Annotated in this window: 14 protein-coding genes and 2 pseudogenes; 1 reads left to right on the plus strand and 15 read right to left on the minus strand. The window is 59.7% G+C overall.

The window, feature by feature from the left end:
* From ACVJGD_RS01810 to ACVJGD_RS01850, 9 genes and pseudogenes are all read right to left on the minus strand, one after another.
* On the minus strand, nucleotides 1-1,794 hold the full coding sequence (locus ACVJGD_RS01810) for a hypothetical protein (RefSeq protein WP_456632737.1): 1,794 nt from the start codon (nucleotides 1,792-1,794) through the stop codon (nucleotides 1-3).
* 813 nt (nucleotides 1,795-2,607) lie between these two features.
* On the minus strand, nucleotides 2,608-3,675 hold the full coding sequence (locus ACVJGD_RS01815) for an EscU/YscU/HrcU family type III secretion system export apparatus switch protein (RefSeq protein WP_456632738.1): 1,068 nt from the start codon (nucleotides 3,673-3,675) through the stop codon (nucleotides 2,608-2,610).
* Entirely contained in the window at nucleotides 3,672-4,460 is a 789-nt protein-coding gene (sctT, locus tag ACVJGD_RS01820) for a type III secretion system export apparatus subunit SctT (protein ID WP_456632739.1), read from the minus strand. Before sctT ends, ACVJGD_RS01815 begins: the two co-directional genes overlap by 4 nt.
* Before the next feature lie 104 nt (nucleotides 4,461-4,564).
* Nucleotides 4,565-4,825: a type III secretion system export apparatus subunit SctS gene (gene sctS / locus ACVJGD_RS01825; protein WP_456632740.1), complete on the minus strand. Its 261-nt coding sequence runs from the start codon at nucleotides 4,823-4,825 to the stop codon at nucleotides 4,565-4,567.
* Nucleotides 4,822-5,484: a type III secretion system export apparatus subunit SctR gene (gene sctR, locus ACVJGD_RS01830; protein ID WP_456632741.1), complete on the minus strand. Its 663-nt coding sequence runs from the start codon at nucleotides 5,482-5,484 to the stop codon at nucleotides 4,822-4,824. Before sctR ends, sctS begins: the two co-directional genes overlap by 4 nt.
* A complete protein-coding gene (locus tag ACVJGD_RS01835; protein WP_456632742.1) occupies nucleotides 5,481-6,467 on the minus strand; it encodes a FliM/FliN family flagellar motor switch protein in 987 nt (328 codons plus the stop codon). Before ACVJGD_RS01835 ends, sctR begins: the two co-directional genes overlap by 4 nt.
* A complete protein-coding gene (locus ACVJGD_RS01840; RefSeq protein WP_456632743.1) occupies nucleotides 6,464-7,102 on the minus strand; it encodes a hypothetical protein in 639 nt (212 codons plus the stop codon). The genes ACVJGD_RS01835 and ACVJGD_RS01840 overlap by 4 nt, the downstream gene beginning before the upstream one ends.
* Before the next feature lie 715 nt (nucleotides 7,103-7,817).
* On the minus strand, nucleotides 7,818-8,732 hold the full coding sequence (locus ACVJGD_RS01845) for a hypothetical protein (RefSeq protein WP_456632784.1): 915 nt from the start codon (nucleotides 8,730-8,732) through the stop codon (nucleotides 7,818-7,820).
* 138 nt (nucleotides 8,733-8,870) lie between these two features.
* A pseudogene (locus tag ACVJGD_RS01850) lies at nucleotides 8,871-9,029 on the minus strand (F-box-like domain-containing protein); the annotation flags it as partial.
* A 970-nt stretch (nucleotides 9,030-9,999) separates the two neighbouring features.
* Here ACVJGD_RS01850 and ACVJGD_RS01855 point away from each other — a divergent pair.
* Nucleotides 10,000-10,242, plus strand: a pseudogene (locus ACVJGD_RS01855) (IS66 family transposase); the annotation flags it as partial.
* A gap of 142 nt (nucleotides 10,243-10,384) precedes the next feature.
* Here ACVJGD_RS01855 and ACVJGD_RS01860 read toward each other — a convergent pair.
* The 6 genes from ACVJGD_RS01860 to ACVJGD_RS01885 form a co-directional block, all read right to left on the minus strand.
* On the minus strand, nucleotides 10,385-12,481 hold the full coding sequence (locus tag ACVJGD_RS01860; RefSeq protein ID WP_456632744.1) for a secretin N-terminal domain-containing protein: 2,097 nt from the start codon (nucleotides 12,479-12,481) through the stop codon (nucleotides 10,385-10,387).
* A 62-nt stretch (nucleotides 12,482-12,543) separates the two neighbouring features.
* Complete coding sequence (locus tag ACVJGD_RS01865; RefSeq protein WP_456632745.1) at nucleotides 12,544-13,170, minus strand: hypothetical protein; 627 nt, start codon at nucleotides 13,168-13,170, stop codon at nucleotides 12,544-12,546.
* 44 nt (nucleotides 13,171-13,214) lie between these two features.
* Nucleotides 13,215-14,315 (minus strand): hypothetical protein, encoded by a 1,101-nt coding sequence (locus ACVJGD_RS01870; RefSeq protein WP_456632746.1) that lies wholly within the window; start codon nucleotides 14,313-14,315, stop codon nucleotides 13,215-13,217.
* Nucleotides 14,316-14,357: 42 nt separating this feature from the next.
* Nucleotides 14,358-15,338 (minus strand): hypothetical protein, encoded by a 981-nt coding sequence (locus ACVJGD_RS01875; RefSeq protein WP_456632747.1) that lies wholly within the window; start codon nucleotides 15,336-15,338, stop codon nucleotides 14,358-14,360.
* A gap of 7 nt (nucleotides 15,339-15,345) precedes the next feature.
* On the minus strand, nucleotides 15,346-15,867 hold the full coding sequence (locus tag ACVJGD_RS01880; protein WP_456632748.1) for a SycD/LcrH family type III secretion system chaperone: 522 nt from the start codon (nucleotides 15,865-15,867) through the stop codon (nucleotides 15,346-15,348).
* Nucleotides 15,864-16,142 carry a hypothetical protein gene (locus ACVJGD_RS01885; protein ID WP_456632749.1) on the minus strand — a complete coding sequence of 93 codons (279 nt, stop codon included), beginning with the start codon at nucleotides 16,140-16,142 and terminating at the stop codon, nucleotides 15,864-15,866. The genes ACVJGD_RS01880 and ACVJGD_RS01885 overlap by 4 nt, the downstream gene beginning before the upstream one ends.
* Between the last annotated feature and the right edge of the window lie 1,635 nt (nucleotides 16,143-17,777).

The following is a 17,777-nucleotide window of genomic DNA, read 5'->3' on the forward strand; positions in this document are numbered from 1 at the left end:
CTACGGCCAGAGTGCGGTTAAGGCTTGAGCCTGATAGCCAGGCTGGGCAAGGCCTTCGGCGAGTGCAGCCAGGCGCCGCTGGAGGTCGCGCGAGAGGCCTCCCATGCCTGGGCCGAGGCGTTGCAGCGCCGAGACGCGATGCTCAGGGTCGTTGAGCCCCTCCGCGAGGGCAACAAGGCGCTCCTGAACTTCGGGCGTAACCCGTGCCAAGCTCCCGCCGAGGCCCTGTAGCGCCGAAACACGATGCGCGGGGTCGTCCAGCGCCTCGGCCAGGGCGACGAGGCGCGTCTGCAGCTCGGGTGAAAACTCCGCCAGGCGCTCTCCGAGGCCTTGCAAGGCCGCGACACGATGCCCGGAGCTGTTGAACAGTTCGGCAAGGCCGACGAGGCGTTCCTGGGCCGGGACGGCTTGCCGGCCTACACCCGCCCTTAGGGCCCATAGCGCCGAGATGCGATCCACGGGCTGAGCGAGTTGCTCGGCGAGGGCAACAAGGCGCAGCTGGAAGTCAAGCGGAAGCCCTCCTAAATGCATTCCAAGAGCCGACAGGACCGAGACGCGATGCTCGGGCTCGTTAAGCCGCTCGGCGAGGGTGAGCAGGCGTCCCTGGAACTCGGGCGCAAGCCCTTCCACACCCACTGCGAGGCTTCGCAGAGCCGAGACACGATGCTCGGGCTCGTCAAGGTGCTTGGCGAGGGTAACGAGGCGATCTTGCAGCGGGCGTGCAACCCCTCCTATGCGCAGGCCAAGGCTCTCCAAGGCTTGAGCACGATACCCGGACTGGTTTAGCCCTTCGGCGAGGGCGACGAGGCGGCGTTGGGATGCGGGCGCAAAGTCTGCCAGACGCACTCCGAGGCCTTCCATGGCCGAGGCCCGATGCGCGGAGTCGTTAAGTCCTTCTGCGAGAGTGATGAGGCGTTCCTGGAGTGCGGACGTAAGCTCTCCGACGCCCGTGAGGCTCTCCAGGGCTCGGGCGCGATGCTCGGGGTCGTTAAGCTCCTCGGCGAGGGCGACGAGGCGCTCATGGAGGGCGGGCGAAAGCCTTGCCACGCCTGATCCGAGGCCCCACACGGCCGAGACGCGATGCTCGGGATCGTTAAGTCCTTCGGCGAGGACAAAGAGGCGCTCTTGCGGCGTGGGCGCAAAGTCTCCTATGTGTTCCCCGAGGCCCTCGATGACGGCGACGCGATGCTCGGGATCGGCGAGCTTCTCGGCGAGGGCAACAAGGTGCTCTTGCTGCGCCCGCGTAAGCTCTCCTGCGCGCGCTCCGAGGCCCGTGATGACGGAGATGCGATGCTCCGGGTCATCAAGCCCGTCGGCGAGGATGAAGAGGCGCGCTTGGAGCGCGGGCAAAAGCCTTGCCACGTGCGCTGCGAGGGCCAACAAGGCCGAGACGCGATGCTCGGGGGCGTTTAGCTGCTCGGCGAGCGCAACGAGGCGCCCTTGGAGCCCGGGCGCAAACTCTCCCAAGCGCGCCCCGAGGTCCTCTATGACGGAGAGGCGCTGCTCGGGGTCGTTAAGCCCTTCGGCGAGTGCGACGAGGTGCCCCTGCTGTGCCCTCGTCAGGCAATTGACGTTGGGCGCGAGCGTTCGGATCGTACCGGAATGCATCAGCGCACCAAAGCGATCCGCGATGCCCGGGCGAGGCGCCGTCACCCTGTCCCAGATCGACTGAACCCGGATAGCTCTTTGGCGCGTTTCGCGAAGCTCCGGCGATAGCTGGGCGGCGTCACGCAGCTGACGACCTGCACGCGACGTCATCAACAGATCGATCGGGCTGAGCTGCTCAGCAATCACACCGAGTACGTCCAGCGTCAGATGAGGGCCGCGTCCCTCAACAGGCAGTGCACCAGCACCTGATCCGTGAGGGTCAGAACGTGTCTGCTCCACGACAGAACGGGATGGGCCGGCTCCGTCGAGGTCAATCGGTGGCCCAGTGGGAGAATCATCCGCGCGGTCAGCCTCGTCGGTGTCATATGCTACCATCGGTGCCTTACCGCGTTCGTCAATACCCCTCATGGTCCACCTCCTGCAAAGCGACGAACTGGATGAGGTCTTCGTATTGCGGCACAACGATCATCATCGCCGACAAAACGCGCAAGTTACTTTTTTTCGAACGATCGCCTGTCGGTCACTGAGGCATCCGGTCGACGAACGCCTCTGTGCGCAGAGTCACCTCATCGAATCCTGTCTAGTCAAACTGAAGTCGTTTCGTCGCGCGACAACCCGCAATGCCAGGCTTCCGCAACCATCTCGCTACCGTCACCATCACAGCTACGCTGCTATCGCCAATAAAAGTCCAAGCGACCGGCGAAGAGCGTCCATTATTCCGGCGGCCTAAGCCGACATGCATGAGTCGAGGGGCTCCAAGAGAGCCCACTCGCGTCAACGTGCGTCCTGGCGGCAGACGTCGAGGCCGATGGGACCCTCGCATTCGGTGGTGCCCATTTCCTCTCCCATGTACGTGAAGATAGACGCTCGCGATCTCCGGAACAAATAGATGTTCGTTATGAAGCAATATCTTGTGCCGATGGCTGCCGTGAGACCGCAGACCGGTCGGCATGTTTTCCGGCCGTTGAAAACTGCGAATACCGATCAACATCACGGACGTCAGGACCGATAAGCGGTCTCAGCCACCAGTTTTCCAAGCGCCCGCAGAACCGTCGCGAGAGGTACAATCAGGTGCGATGGAACATACTCATCCACCAGACCGTCCTCCAGGAGCGCGCGCGCCAGCGGAATGTTGCGCATCACCGGCACTCTGGCCGCGGCGGCGGCATCAATCATTTGCTGCGCCAAGTGATCGGTGCCGATGGCATCGATCATGGGCAGGAGGGTGCGCTGCCGATCGTAATAGATCGCCACCGCAATATGTGTGGGATTGGTGATCAAGACCGTCGCTTTACGCGACTGCTCAATCGCGCCCTTGGCCAACAATTGCGAATGCAGGTGCCTGCGTCGGCCTTTGATCAGGGGGTCGCCTTCATTTTCCTTGGCTTCTCGTCTCACTTCGTCCAGCGACATCAAATTCTTGTTGGTGAACTGCCATCGCTGGAACGCAAGGTCCGCAATTGCCACCAGAAGGTTGCTTGCCCCCACATAACTAGCGATCCCAAGCAGTAGGTTACCCGTCACCGCACTTAGGCACGATATGCCACAGCTCGGTGTCCACACGAGCGCATGTACACCCTCGCGCAGCACGAGCATTATGACGAGGCCAAGTATCAGCACTTTCACGATCGTCTTACCCAGATCGACGAGATTCTGCAGCGAGACTATCCTTCTGACGTTTTCACCGGGGTTCAGCTTCTTGAGCGACGGCGAGACAGCCTGGGGCGAGAAAATCGCCCCGTTCTGCAGCAGGTTGGCGCCCACGCCGATCACCAGGACCACGCCGAGGAAAGGTGCGACCATACTTTGGACTTCACCGATATAAAATTCCAGGAGCCGTCGGCTGACAACCAGGAAGTCCTCTTCCAGAAACGATACGGGCAACAGGATCGCTGCCTCAAGTCGCTCTATCAAGCCAGGCAAAGAGCCGAAGAACAGCGCGAAGAATCCCATCGTCACTGCCGCCGACACGACTTCTTTGCTGTGCGGGACCTGTCCCCTCTTGCGCAGATCCCGCAGCCTTGTGGGGGTCGGCTTTTCGGTCTTTCTACCGGCCACGACGGTCACCTGGCGATGCGATTGAGGATCGCGACAGGCGACGGCATATGCTTGTCGGCGCTGGTCAAAACAATCGTGAGCGAGAGAATCAGCAGCAGGAGGGCGACTGCGCTCTTGACCGACATGGCGAGAAAGAAGACCTCCAGTTGCGGCGCGAACCGGCTGACCAGTGCCAAGCCCAATTCGCTGAGAAACATCGCAACGATGGCTGGACCGGCGAGAAGCAATGTCAGCAGCATCACGAGGTCTGCAAGACCTAACACACCGGTGACGAAGGCAGGACCAAATTCAGGAAGAAAGCTCCACAGCGGCCAGATCTCGTGGGAACGATAGAGCGCCTCTAACAGTTTGGAGAAGCCGCCGCTGACGAATAGCCATGTAGCGTAAAGCTGAGCCAGGAAGGTCCCAAGCGGCGAGTCCAGATTGACGCTTGCCGGGCTCAAGAGGCTTGTCATCGTAGCCCCCCTCTGGTGATCAATAAACGTGCCTGCGGTTTCCACGCCCCACATAGTCGCGGCAACCGGCATGCCCAGGACGCACCCGAGCAGCAGTTCCTTGAGCCCCAGGCCCAGGACAGACGCCAGACGTGTGATATCGAGGTCCGCAGGCCTCGTTGCCCAAGCAAACACCATTACCGGGAGCGCCAATGCCATGATCACACCATTGCGCGCCAGCGCCGTCACCATGCCTCGTCCCAGAAGGGGCATGACCAGCATGATCCCTGTCACACGCGCCATCGCAAGCGCAAGAACAACAAGGAAAGTATGCAGGTGAGCTGGATCGAGTGGCGACATGGCATGGATTGGTCGGGCGCATGGACAGCCAGCTGGCGACGGTCGCTCCTGTTGCGTGCCGCGCGGTGAGGAGAGGCAATCGAGCTGGTCCCTGGAGCCTCAGCCTACATCCCGGCGATCTGGTCGAAGATGTTCACCGTATACCGGCTGAGTTCGCCGAACCAATTCGCGGTAGCGACCAGTATCAGGCTCACGCATATCAGCTTTACCGCGAAGGAGAGCGTCTGCTCCTGAACTTGGGTCAGAGCTTGCACAATGCTGACGATCAGTCCGACGCCGGTCGCGACGAGGACCGTGGGCATCGACAGGACAAGTGTCAGTTTGAGCGCGCCAATGGCGCTGTCGGTGAGTCTGGCGGTATTCATGGTGCTGCTCCCGCATAGGAAAAGATGAGGCCATGAATGAGGCGCTGCCACCCGTTCACGGCGACGAACAGGAACAGCTTGAACGGCAAAGATATGGTCATTGGCGAAACCATCATCATGCCCATTGCCAGAAGGATGTTCGAAACGACGAGATCGATGACGATAAAGGGCAGAAACAACAAGAAGCCGATCTTGAACGCGCTTTCCAGTTCGGAAGTGATGAAGGCCGGAATCAAGATTATGAATTCGCTGCCCGTTATGGCGGCGGCGTCCTCCTTGCTCCACAATCCGCGAGTCGCATTGACGAAGAATTGCCGTTCCCGTTGCGACGTGTTCTTCAGGAGAAAGTTGCGAACCGGCTCAGCAGCTAGCATTATCGTTGTCTCCAGTTCACGGAGATCTTGGGATGCGATTGGCCTGTCGCGCACTGCTTCATACGCACCTTTGGCCACTGGTTGCATGATGTAGACCGAGAGCAGGATGGCGATCGCATTCAGCGCCATGTTCGGCGGAATGTTCTGAACGCCGAGAGCATTGCGAATAAGCCCAAAGACGACGACGAGCTTCACGTAAGAGGTGACGGTTATCGCAACAAAGGGGGTGATCGCGATGGCCGCGATGAGGACGATCAGCGTCGCAGGATCTGGCAGCGCCGTCATCGTTCTGCTCGTGCTAACCGCAAGTCCAGCACGCGCACACCTGTTCGCTCGGCGATGCGCACCAGTTCACCGGTCGCGACCACCTGACCATTGACGCGCAAACTGATATTGGTCGTGGCATCAAAACCAAGATCCAGCACCTGGCCGATAGCCAATTCGCGAAGCCGCCTGAGCGGCATGGTCAGGCGTCCAGCATCCACATCAACGGGTAGATCGATGCTGTCGAAGGTTTCCGGTGGGAGCGGATCCGGTCTATCCATCATACAGTCCACAGCTGAAAGAACGGTAAGGCAGCCATTGAAGATCGAGGCGCGAAAGCGAGGACCGCCAGGGAGGCATAGAAGAACAGTCATGACGCCGTCACAGCCGACCGGGGTGGTATCCAGCAGGATGACGTCACCTGCAGCGAGTTGATGCAGATCCGTCAAGATAAGGCTGATGCGTGCGACCAGCAGATCGAGAGACAGAGACAGATCATCGAGCGCGGCGCATACGACCGGAAGCGCGGAGCAGCAGTCGACGATCCATTGCAGTCCGCGGTCATCGAATTCTGCCAGCCCGAGGATGTCGTTTGGACGCTCCAAGCGAAGAATCTCAAGTGCGTGGGGAAACGCTACGGCGCTCTCGGCCGAAGACCATGTCGGCCGATGCCCGCACCACTGCTCCAACTGGATCGCGAGATCTCGGAGGACGATGTCGAACAGGATTTCTCGCAGACCGTCGCCCGGAGGCAGCGCAGAAATTTCCGGCCAGTGTTTCACAGCCACCGCCGGAAGGAGCGTCGAGTCAAGCGCGACCCGAATCCTGTGGCCGCGTGGGCGCATCACGGCCCGGCAGTAATCGGCCGGAAGACGCGGAGGTGTCGAACCAGGCATGACAGCTTTCACGTCGATGCCAGCGATGTTGAAGGGAACTGGCAGACGCGTAGCAAGACTGGAAACGGCGGCAGCCTCACGTAGGCCATAGCACGGCAGATCGATCACGCGCCCTTCTCAGCTTTGTAGTAGAGCAGTGTCTCAAATCCGCGAGATCGCCGGTTGCTGCCTTGTTCGTCCAACGTTGAGCTGTAGGCGAAGACCGCCATCACGATGCGCATTTCAAGCCGGTCGGACAAATCGCGCGCAAATGCATGGCCATGTACCTGCAGGATAGGCCAAAGTTGCTCGGATTCGATGCAAACCCCTAGGGTATCATGCTGAAAACTGACGATCACACGCGCATTGCCGAACAATTCGCGGTTCAGCATGATGTGCACTCCGGTATTGCCGGCATAGTCTCGGCTGACCAAAGTGCGCTCGGTAATCCTCCTGGTCAGCTCCGCGAGTTCAACCGATCGTGACAGCTCTTCGGGCGCTCGCCGACGCTGAACAGGGGGTGGCATGGCACCGATGATCGAACTCGTAATCAAGGCAGATGACGTGGCGCTTTCGCTGTCGGCGAGATGATGCGGATCATTGCCGAAATCCTTGCGATCGGGTGCGGGATCGAATCCTTCGCAGCCGTCTGGATTCGTCTCTTCGATTATTTGTGAGAACCAAGCGATATCCCCGGTACGCTCACGGTTCGGCGCCGGGGCCACCATCGCAATTGAGCGGTCACGTAGCGTAACGCCCGACATCGCAGCACTTCTCGCTAGTTGCATCTAACTCCCTCCGCTGAGGTTGACCGCTAGGGGAATGGGTTACCTGGCTAAGCCGTGTTGAAATGCTCGACAGGGCACCCCATTCGCCATTGTGCCGACTTACCGAACCACAACGATATCCTTCACTAGGCCTACGCCTCCAGTACGCCTCAAGACATCGCATTCTAGGCACCTAGCTAAGATGAAGAGCAGGCAGCCGCTCAACAGCCTCCACCTCTCCATCTACTCACGGTCGACCAGAAGCCAATACAATCTCGATATTGGGTCAGCTGTTGACGTTATGCCTTTCAGGAGCGACATGCGCTGCATTCGATGGCCAGCTTGAATGGGCAGAGGCCGGTGCCGTTGTCGGAGACCACCACACATACGGTTGATCAGCAGGACGTACCTGACTGGAAGGGCCTTCGCGGTGTGCTTGTCAGATGAGACGCGGGCCGTGTTTTGTTTGGAGTGCGGCCTACTAAGATGGACCTCCGATCAATAGTCTTGACTGGAAGCGGGCGCGCCGTTTGATAGATGGGGCGGTTTGTTTCCTGGCGTCTCGTGTGCGCGAACAGCGATGATGCGCGCACGCGAATCACTATGATCAGGCTACGCAGGGATTGCAGTGCGACCGCGCGAGTCGGTAGGTTGGCAACGGCAAGCCCCTGTTCTTTGATCAGACTTTCACACATGGCTCTCGATGTCCGCCTCAGCCATTCCAGAGGCCGTTGAAGCCGACCGGCAAATCATCCCGCACCTCCTCCGACCCCAATGCCGCCAAGGCTCGAGCCCGATACGCAGGCTGAGCAAGACCCTCGGCGAGCGCAGCCAGCCGTCGCTGGAGCTCACGCGGAAGCGCTGCCACGGCTACTCCGAGGCTTCGCAGGGCCAAGACGCGATTTGCGGGATTGGCGAGCCCCTCGGCGATGGCGACGAGACGTTCCTGGAACTCGCGTGAGACCGCTGCCACGTGCACTCCCAGGCTTCCCAACGCCAAAACGTGATGCGCGGGATCCGCGAGATTCTCGGCGAGGGTGACAAGACGCTCCTGGAGCTCGCGCGAAAGCCCTGCCACTCCCAATCCGAGACCCTCCAGAGCCACGACGCGATCCGGGGGCTCGTCAAGTTTCTCGGTGAGGGCGACGAGGCGCTCCTGAAGCTCGCGCGAAAGCCCTGCCATGCCCACTCCCAGGCTTCGCAGCGCCGCGGCGCGATCCCTGGGGTCGCTAAGTCGCTCAGCGAGGCTGACCAGGCGCTCCTGGAGCTCAGGTTCAAGCGCTGTCACGCCCAATCCGAGGTTCTGTGCGGCCCAGACGGTTTGCCAGGGCGGCGCGAGCCCCTCGGCGAGGTCGACGAGGCGCTGCTGAAGTGAGGGTGCAAACCGTCCTATGTGCGCTCCAAGGCCCTCCAAAGCCGTCACGCGATGCGCGGGATGGCAGAGTTTCTCGGCGAGGGAGACGAGGCGCCGCTGGAGCGCGGGCGCCAGCCCTGCCACGCCTGTTCCCAGGCTTTCCAGGCAGCGGACACGATGCTCGGAATCAGCGAGCCTTCCGGCGCGGTCGACGAGGTGCTTCTGCTGCCCGTTGGTCAGGCAATTGAAGTTGGGCGCAAGTGACCGGATCACGGCGGGATCTGTCAGCGCTGCAAAGCGATCCGCAACGCCTGGGTGGGGGGAGGTCAGCCTGTGCCAGACGGATTGAACCCGAATAGCTCTCTGGCGCTTTGCGCGAAGCGCCGGATCGTAAAGCTGCACCGCATTCCGCAGCCTGCGATTTGTCTGCGACAGTCTCAGCAGATCAATCGGGCTGAGCGCCTCGGCAATCCTAATGAATAAGTCCGGCGGCAGCAGATCAAGGTTCTGGGACGGAACGGAATTCCTCAGGATCCATCTTCTACAGAACGACAAAGTGGATGAGACCATTGTACTGAGCTGGCCGGCAATCCTATTGAATAACTCAGGCCGCGGTCGATAAAGGCGATCACTGTCGCTGTGGTTGTTGCGAGACGAGGTTGCCTCTTGCGGCCCAGAGCGCGTCTGCTCCACGACACAGAGGGATGATGGGCCGGCTTTTTCAAGGCCGACAGCCGGTCTGGCCGGAAATTCCTCCACGCTGTCCGCGTCGTCGGTGATAAATCCCAAGATCGGCGATTTGCAACAGTTGCCAATGGCCCACACCACGTATCTCCTACGGAGCGAAAAACCGCATAGGCCATCGTATCGTCGTGCAGCGCGGCGTCAGCTACCGCAAGCCGCTGTAAGCGGGGCGCGCATATGACGTCAAGCGAGGCCTAGATTTCGACGGCCGAGAAAATGGACACGAGCCACTGCAAGCCGCCTCTGGATCGAAAAGCTTTGTTCGAGTCGAGATGCGAAGAGGTTGGTTCGGGTATTGCTTCTTTATGGTGCATTGCCTCGTCTCGACTGGAGGAGCATCGATCGCCTTGGACTTGAGCCGCCAAGTATGGCATGTCTCGGAGGGAGCCCAATCGCGTCGAGATGGATCATGGCGGCAAGACATCGAGGCGGAGACGACCGCCGCGGGGGTACGGGGGGGGGGCGGCCATTCTTTCTCACTCATGTTTGTGACGGATAGAGCTTCCCTGTGATGAGATCAAATAGCTGCTCGTTATGAAGCAATATCTGGTGCCTATGGCTGCTAAGAGTGAGATGCCGGTTCTCCTCGGATCGGAGGCCCGTCCTCTGCAGTTGAACCGCAAGGTCGTATTTTGGGAATGTTCTGAACGCCGTGGCATTTGCGGATCAGCCCGACTTTGATGACGGGGTTCACGCAACGTGTTGCGGCAACGTTCCAAAACAGAAATCTTTGCCCGCTGTAGCGCGACGGAGCGAACCTGATCAATGCGTCGGGGTTGATACGACGACCATGGAATACCCTGGGCTTGCCGAACGTGGCGAGGTCGAGCTCGCATTCTGTTGAGTGCACATGCGGCGCAACGTCTACGAACTCACGGCCCCGCTGATCGCAAGCCAGGCGCTGACGCAAATTGCCGCATTCTGCGCGATCGAGGAGGGAGATCCGCGACCGCCGCGTGGAGACCGCCGCCTTGTGCGGCAGCGGACGAGCCGGCCGCTGGTCGACGCCTCCGAGGCGTCGCTTGCGCGCCAAGCTCGCCCTCGTGAGCCAGAAGATCAGAAGATCGAGCTCGCCAAAGCCATCCGCTTCGCCCTCTCCGACGTCCTGAGCAAGATCGCCAGCGGACATCCCAACCGCGACATCGTACAGTTTCTGTCCTGGGCCTACCGCGCCCAAGCCCTCAGAGCTGGCTCCGAGAACGACGCCTACGTTGGGGCGTCAGGTGGCCGCCGAGATCGGGGGCCAGCGATTCGAACTTTTCCCGCAGCTCCTCAGTCAAAGCCCGCGCATCGGCGCCACTCTCAACCACACGAGGATTCAGTAACACCAAGAGCTCGGTTCGGTCCTTGGCGTGCTCCGTGTTGCCGAACAGAGGCCCCAACAATGGAATGTCCTTCAGCACGGGAGCCCCGGAATCCACCCTGTTGTTGCTATCCTGCATCAAACCGCCGATCGCAATCGTATCACCGTTTCGTGTCGATACGGTGCTTTGGAGCCGGCGTACCGAAATGACAGGGGATTGGACGTTGGTCAGTGTGTTCTTGTTCGCGGTACTGACCTCCTGAAAGGTGTCGAGCGTCACGCCGCCCCCGGCGCCGATGCGGGGTGTCACAGCCAAAATGACCCCCGTGTCGCGCAGTTCGACGTCGCTCACGATTGAACTCTGGCCTAGCGTGGATTGTGAGGATCGCGCAAGGACCGGGACCTGATCTCCCACCGCAATTGTCGCGGTTTGATTGTCGACTGTGAGAATACGTGGCGCCGATACAACCTTAACGTCCCCGACGCCACTTAGCGCGTGTAGCACAACGTTGACGCTCGTATTTGGGAACACATAGGACAAACCACCTTGTGGAACGGCACCCAAATCCAGGGAGGAAAGAAGATAGTCGACACCGTATCGCAGATGATCGCTCAACCGCACCTCCGCGACAATGGCCTGGATCAGGACCTGCCGCGGCTTGACGTCAAGCCGATGAACTGCGGCTTCGATGATTTTGTCGTCGTGCGGCGTTGCCAAGATCACGAGTGCATTTTGGCTGGGATCCGCCTGGATCCGCACCGGCGCCGACAGGCCGAGACTGACTGCGGAGACCACCGCATCGTCCTTTGCTTGCGTTGTCGACGCGGCCGCATCTGATCTTTCGTCCGTCAGGCCAGGAACGTTCAGGGGCAGACTCGATCGATCGGACGCGCTTCCGATTGACAACTTTCCAAACTCTCCCGCGGGCTGCGCACGAGATACCGCGCTGGGTGGCTGAGCGCCAAAGATTCGTGCCAGCACCTGCGCCACTTCCATCGCCCTTCGGTACCGAAGTGGACGCACATGAATGTTTGCCGCCGCCTCCGAGGTCCTATCCAGCTTGGCGATGACGCGACGGACTTGCTGAAGTACCGCAGGGTCGTCCGCTACCACAAGAATGCCGTTCAACCGCTCGAGCGGCGCAAGCCGAACGCGCACTCTGCCCTCGCCATTCTGGTTGAACAAAAAACTGAGTTCTTTCTCTACGGCGGACGGACTCGCCTGAGCCAGCGTATACAGCGCAAACGATTTGTGAACCATTGCATCGGTGTCAAGTAAGCCGATGAGTTCACGCACAGAACCGACCGAGCCCGGCGGCCCACTGATCGCAATCCCTTGTTCCCCCGGCGCCGGTGTCAGGCGCACGCTCTCCTCGACGTTTGGTCGGATCACATTAATGACATCGGCTGGATTGACGTAGCGAACGGGAATCACCTGGACGTCGGTTCGTACTCCGCCGGCGAGGTCGACCAGGCGCCCCACTCGAACTCCGCGGTCAATCACGGCCAGCCCGTAGTCGTGCGTTGCCAGTGCTTGGTCGAGCAGTCGCGGAACATCGCTCACGGGAACTTGGCCGGAGGTCCGAAGTGTCATTTTGCCCCCAACGCCCGGATCGATGATGACAGGCATGCTCATAATCTCGCCTACGACGTCATTCACAACTCGCCGGATATCGGCATTGGCGTAGTCGAGGCTCACGCGAGTGCCATCAGAGGTGACCGGCAGCCGCCGCTCCACCGAGGCGGTGACCGGCCGGGCTGGCGGCTGTGCCAGCAGTTCAAAGCTAGGTGCTTGCGGTTTCCCCGCCGGGAAGGAGGGCTCCGGCGCAGGCCAGCCGATGCTTGGCGAAGCCAGCAGAACACCGCGTTCAGCAATCGAGTCGGAGCCGGCACATCGGGTAAGCAGTAGACAAAGGAGCGTCAGCAAGGTCCTGCTAAACATTGAGGAAGCGGCGTTCCCGCGGAGAATACGCATCCATTCAGCTTTCCGTTTACCGCCGCACCTGCACTCATTGCAATACTCATTGTTGCCGTCTCTCAACGAGAGTTGCCGATAATCATCTCCTTGATCTTTTGATCTTTCGAAAGAAGGTTAGACATTAGTTCAGCAACCTGATTGAGCTTATCCAGGAGCCCCTGCAGATAAATCAACGCCATCTGTCCTTCGCTGTTGGCACCATCAATCGATGCCTTAAGATTGTTGATGGCAGCATCGAACTGTGACTGCACACCTCGCATGCCGCCCTTTTTCGCCTCGGTGGACATAGGTTCGTACAGTCCGTACTTGTGGGTTTGACGGTCAAAGCCGAAGACTTTTTTTTTCCGCTCTTCGCGCCCCTCGATGGGGATGCCTTTTTGGTGTATCCATACAAACACATCTTGAGTCGTGCCTTGCGAATCGACGAAAGTGCCGTAGTCTTTAGCCGTCTTTTCATCGGTTGGCCGATTGGCCCGCAAGGCCGCCAATGCCTTGTTCATATCTTTCAGCAAGTTGTTTCGCGCTTGCATGTCGTCGTATTCAGATCGGATTTGATTCTGGTAGATGTCATGCCGTTCCATCAGAACCAGCATCATAATCGAGCACAAAGACAGGCCGCCCGGGAGAACATTTCCTGCGCTGCTGGCCGACACATAGGGCTGGTATCCAGATGTTGCATTGATCATCTTACGCCATTCTCAAACTCAGACGTTTTCGTCCGACGATGCACTCAAGCCATATAGACGATCTTGCTTCTCGCCTCGGCATCGGCACGACGAATTTCAGCAAGCTTGCCCAGAAAGTCCTGTATCACCGTCTCATAGCTTGCCATGAATTCACTCTCGTCCTCCACCTGCGCCCGCGCCTTGATGCTGTCCGCTTCCCGCTTCGCTTTCTCCTCCTGGTAGTGCGTCGCGCCCATGTTCAGGCCGGCTCCCGGAAGCTTAAAGGCCTCTGTTACGATCGTGCCCATGCCATTCCATCTCATCGCCGCCTGCTGGGCTGCGGTCTGTGCCTGGGCAACGCGCGTAAACTCAAGAGGGTCCGTCGCGCTATCGGACGCGTCCAGCCTAAGCGGATCGCCTGTATTGCTTCTGCTCGATGATGTGCTCCTGTCCAGGCCTGTCATCTCGATGTTATCCTCCGAGGGCTGTGCCTCGCGCTCCGGCGCTGGAGTAAGTTGCGCTTTACCGTGAGGCTTGTCGGAGAGCTTCGGCTCGCCTTCCGGCTTGTCAAAGCGTTGCGCTTGACCTGAAGGCCTGGTCGGGGCTGGCGTCTCCAAACCAGAATTAGGAAGCGGCGTGTGGATCTTGGCCTTGTACGCCTCATCGAAGCGCGCTTGAATCTGGCGAGCGCCCTTGAGGTTTACAGCGGCGCCTGACATCGCGCCGCCAGAGGTGGCTATCGCGCCAAACAACTGGCATAGCCCTGAATTGCGAAGCGCCTTCGCCGCAGCTTCCTGCGCAGCAATCTCGATGTTAAGCGCAGCCGACCGGTCCGACCTCGCCGCCTTGCGGAACTCCGCATTGAGCCGAACGATAAGCGCGGCGACCGCTGATATGTCATTCCCCGCAGTAAAGTCCTTCAGCTTGGCCTGGACGTTCGAAAGCTTCTCGTGGATCTCAACGTCCGCGAGATCCGGTACACCAACTGATCCAAAACCCCGCGCTCTTTCAACGGGATCCGCAAGAGGGAGTGTGATCTCGCGTTCTGGCGCGTTCCTGCTGGCGACCGTAGCAGAGATCGGCACCCACGGAAGTTGCTGATGCGCGGCAGCATCCAACAGGTCGTGCCCGCCAACGGTCGTTCCACGTTCGATCGCAACTGCCATCGCTACATTCCTTAAGTTCGACAAGTGATCCCGGGCCCCCTGTCAGCCGAAGTGCCTGATGACATTGGCGTTGGAGGCACTCTGGCTCTCAATCGCCTCGGCAACCATCTGCGTGGTTATCGTCCTGTCGAGAAGCAACTGCTTGATGAAGTCCATTTCGTCGCTTTGCAGGAGTCTCAGTCTTGCAATGAATTTGCCAATGTCCAACGTTTCTGCCTGGGCGTCCGTTGCCTCCTTCTGCTGGACGCCAGTCGCGATGCCAGCGCTAGCTGCGCCCAGCGATGCCACTGCCTCGCCGACCCGAGCCGTCGTCGAAACCCTCTGGCCGATCTGAACAGCCTTGACAGAGTTCGACGCTATCAAGGCGGCGCGCGATCCGTTCGCAGCTCCACTAGCAAAGCCAGCGCCGACCGTTAGCACCGAGATGGCGAACATGATGCCAATCGTAATAGCCACGCCCAAGGTTTTGGCCTCGCCGCTTTCGATTCCGTCTTTCTCGAGACTCTTCACAATTGCCGCGGTCATCTTATCGATGACCCCCGTCTCGATAAGAGTCGCTACTCCAACGCTCACTGCCGCCGCCATGACAGCAAGAGTTCCGCCAGTGGCAACGGCAGCCAGGACCGTCAATCCGACCGCCAGCCATCCGAAGAACTTCATGATGCCCGAGCTCTTCTTCGCCTCTGCCATTCTTCTTGCCGCTTCAATGATGCTTTTGGAGAGTTTCTCGTGCAACTGCCTTTGCTGCTCTCCCCAGTGTCGCGCGTCCTCTATTCCGGCTGCGACCTGTCCATCCGTCATCTTGGTCTTCAGAGTCAGAAACGTGGTAAGGAGGTCAATCGCATCGAACGCACGTGGTGCCGCTAAGCTTGGAATCGCACCTGACGCGACAGCCTCTCCGGAAACCGATTGCGGCAAGAGGTTGGCGTCGGTCTTGCGGGCATTGCTCGAAAGACCGATGGCGGAGACACTGAAAGGCAGCGTCCTGACTTGGTGGAGTGTTTTGCTCGTCAACGCCCTCATGTTCACTCTATCCATGGTTGGACCCTACCTGGGATTTGAGGCGGTTAAGCATCATCAGCCCACGCCCGGCCAAGGCCTTGTGGTCGGGCCTTCCGACACTCAGCGCCAAGGCATTCTCGAGCGCGGCGATCGCCGCTGCGGGATGACCGAGCTTGATGAAGCATTCTGCAGCACGAAGCGGTATCTGCGGATCCTCGCTATTCAGGAGCCCGGCCAACCGATAGGCGTGCACGGCGTTCTCTGGGTCCCCAAGCATCTGACTACTGGCAGCCAGACCAAACCAGAATCGTGCGTCAATGTGCCGGTGTTGGCACAAGAAGCGAAAGAAATTCCGCGCCTCTTCGTACTTGCCGCAAGAATAGTAGCGATGCCCAAGCACATACAGGGCTTCAAGCTCATCGTCCGTGATCCCAATGACGCTAGCCAAGTCAGCGCGCCCTGCCACGAAGTCGATGGCGAGCTGTGCCACCCGCTCGGCGTCCGTCGCATCATCACCATTCAACGGCTCACCGTCCGCCATCCTGATCATGTCACACTCTCGGTGGAGACGGCTTGGGTGGGTGGAACATGCGACATTGATTGGGGGGCTGGCAGGATGTGACTGAGGGCCGCCAGCTCGTCCGCATACGCCTTTTGAAACGCTTTATCCTGATCGCCGACAAATGCAGAAATTGCAGCGGCACTCATCGCGCTGTCGCCCAAAGGATGGGCACAACGGCCAAGTTGTTCGCGAGCCCGCGTCAAGAGACTATCCATCAGTGCAATGGTCTGTCGCGCAGTCTCCATCGTATCATCGAGACTCATTGACCCTCCCGGACGATCTTCCCGTCGACGCGCCGTTGCGCCAGCGGGATTCGAGGCCGCTTGCGCCAGCAGCCCCACTCAAGGGGCAACGACCTGCTTTCGGGAACGACGGCTCAAGGCCACCGACAGGCATCGTCTGCCGATGACAAGGTATGCCAGAGTTCCTTTCCTCCTCACGGCGAGAAGGTTCCCGCAATTGGCCTAATGGCATTCCCCCGTGTCCCGGTTGGATCAACACCTCCGCACGTCACTACTAGAGGCGGCGCAGGGCGTAAAATACTTGATCGCTATGAAGGCATAGGCGCCCGTGATGGATCGGTGCGCCTTTGTGCGGCGCCTTCAGACGGCAGCGCTAACCCAGAAGCACGTGTCGTTGCGTCAAACGAAGCGTTCGGTATGAGATTGTCGCCGAGCCGCCCGCATTCTCGGCCTTAAGCAGGTAACGATACGGATCGCATAAGCGGCCGATTGGGTTCTGCAGTCGCCCTGGACGAAACGCCAGCAAGCAGCGCCTTTGTGCCGCACCGAGCGGTCGACGGAGGGCGCGCCCGCTATCCATAGGCAACCGTTATGACTCCATGCTCGTAATGTATTGGCGCCAGGCGGAAGGCCGAACTAGATGACTGTGCGAAATCATCGCTTGCAGCCTTCAATGCTGCTCGGCAGACGGTCTTGTTGAATGCTACTGGCCGTCGTCAGCGGCATTGGATGTGGTGGCGAGATGGGTCCCTGGCCGCGGGGCGCGAGCGTGCCCCCTCTCGGGGGCCTGCCGCGATGTTTTCCCGGCCAAGGTCGGTGGCGGGATATGATATGGATGATCAGCAAACGACGCCTGACTCGATCAGGGACAGGGATTCGGTATGTATGTCTTGGTTGTCGACTTGTGCGACACCCGACAGTCGCTCCGGCCTCCTGCGACGTCTCACCGAGGCAGCGTTCTTGGCTTGTGTCACGAACGACGTGGTGAGGGCGAAGCGGATCGCGAAGGGGCTTGACGTCATTGCGCCGGGCAGTCGGGAGTGTGTCATTGCTTATGCGGTCGCAGATCGTAGGAGAGAAGTACAGGAGATTCGAGTGCGACGGATGGCCGATCGCTCTTCGAGCATTGGGACGTGTCATCGAAAAGCATGTGCTGTCGTTTGTGCTCAAGCATTTATTCCTCGAAGAGATAGCGCAAGCCGCGAAAATCCCTTGGGTGCGCCTCGCGCGCTTACGATGGGGTAGTAGCGCGCTCAAGGGCGCCATTATGCTTCGAAGATCACAACCAGCGCATTCGCGGTTGTATTGGAGGCGCGTTATGACCGGCATTAGCGGACTTGGGATTCGCGTTTGGCGATCTGCAGACGATGGCGCTGAAGGCGCGGCCAAGTCTCACACAGATGGCGTTTCTGGCGAGGGCGGTCAAACGAACAGTTCTGTCCTTGGACGGATGGGCTCTGAGCCTCAAGATTTGGAGACTTGTTCCTCTCGCGTCCCTATCGACGATATAGCTGCGCAGCGCGGGCATGGTGGAAGCTCGAATATTCCGTATAGATCTTATCGTCAGGCACCAAGTCGGGCGGAAAGCTCGTCGCGTTGTGGCGGCGAGCACTGGCGAAGCGATCGAGCAGCCGGAAGCTCACGAACAGAGGGGCT

It is taken from the genome of Bradyrhizobium sp. USDA 10063, assembly GCF_054063735.1.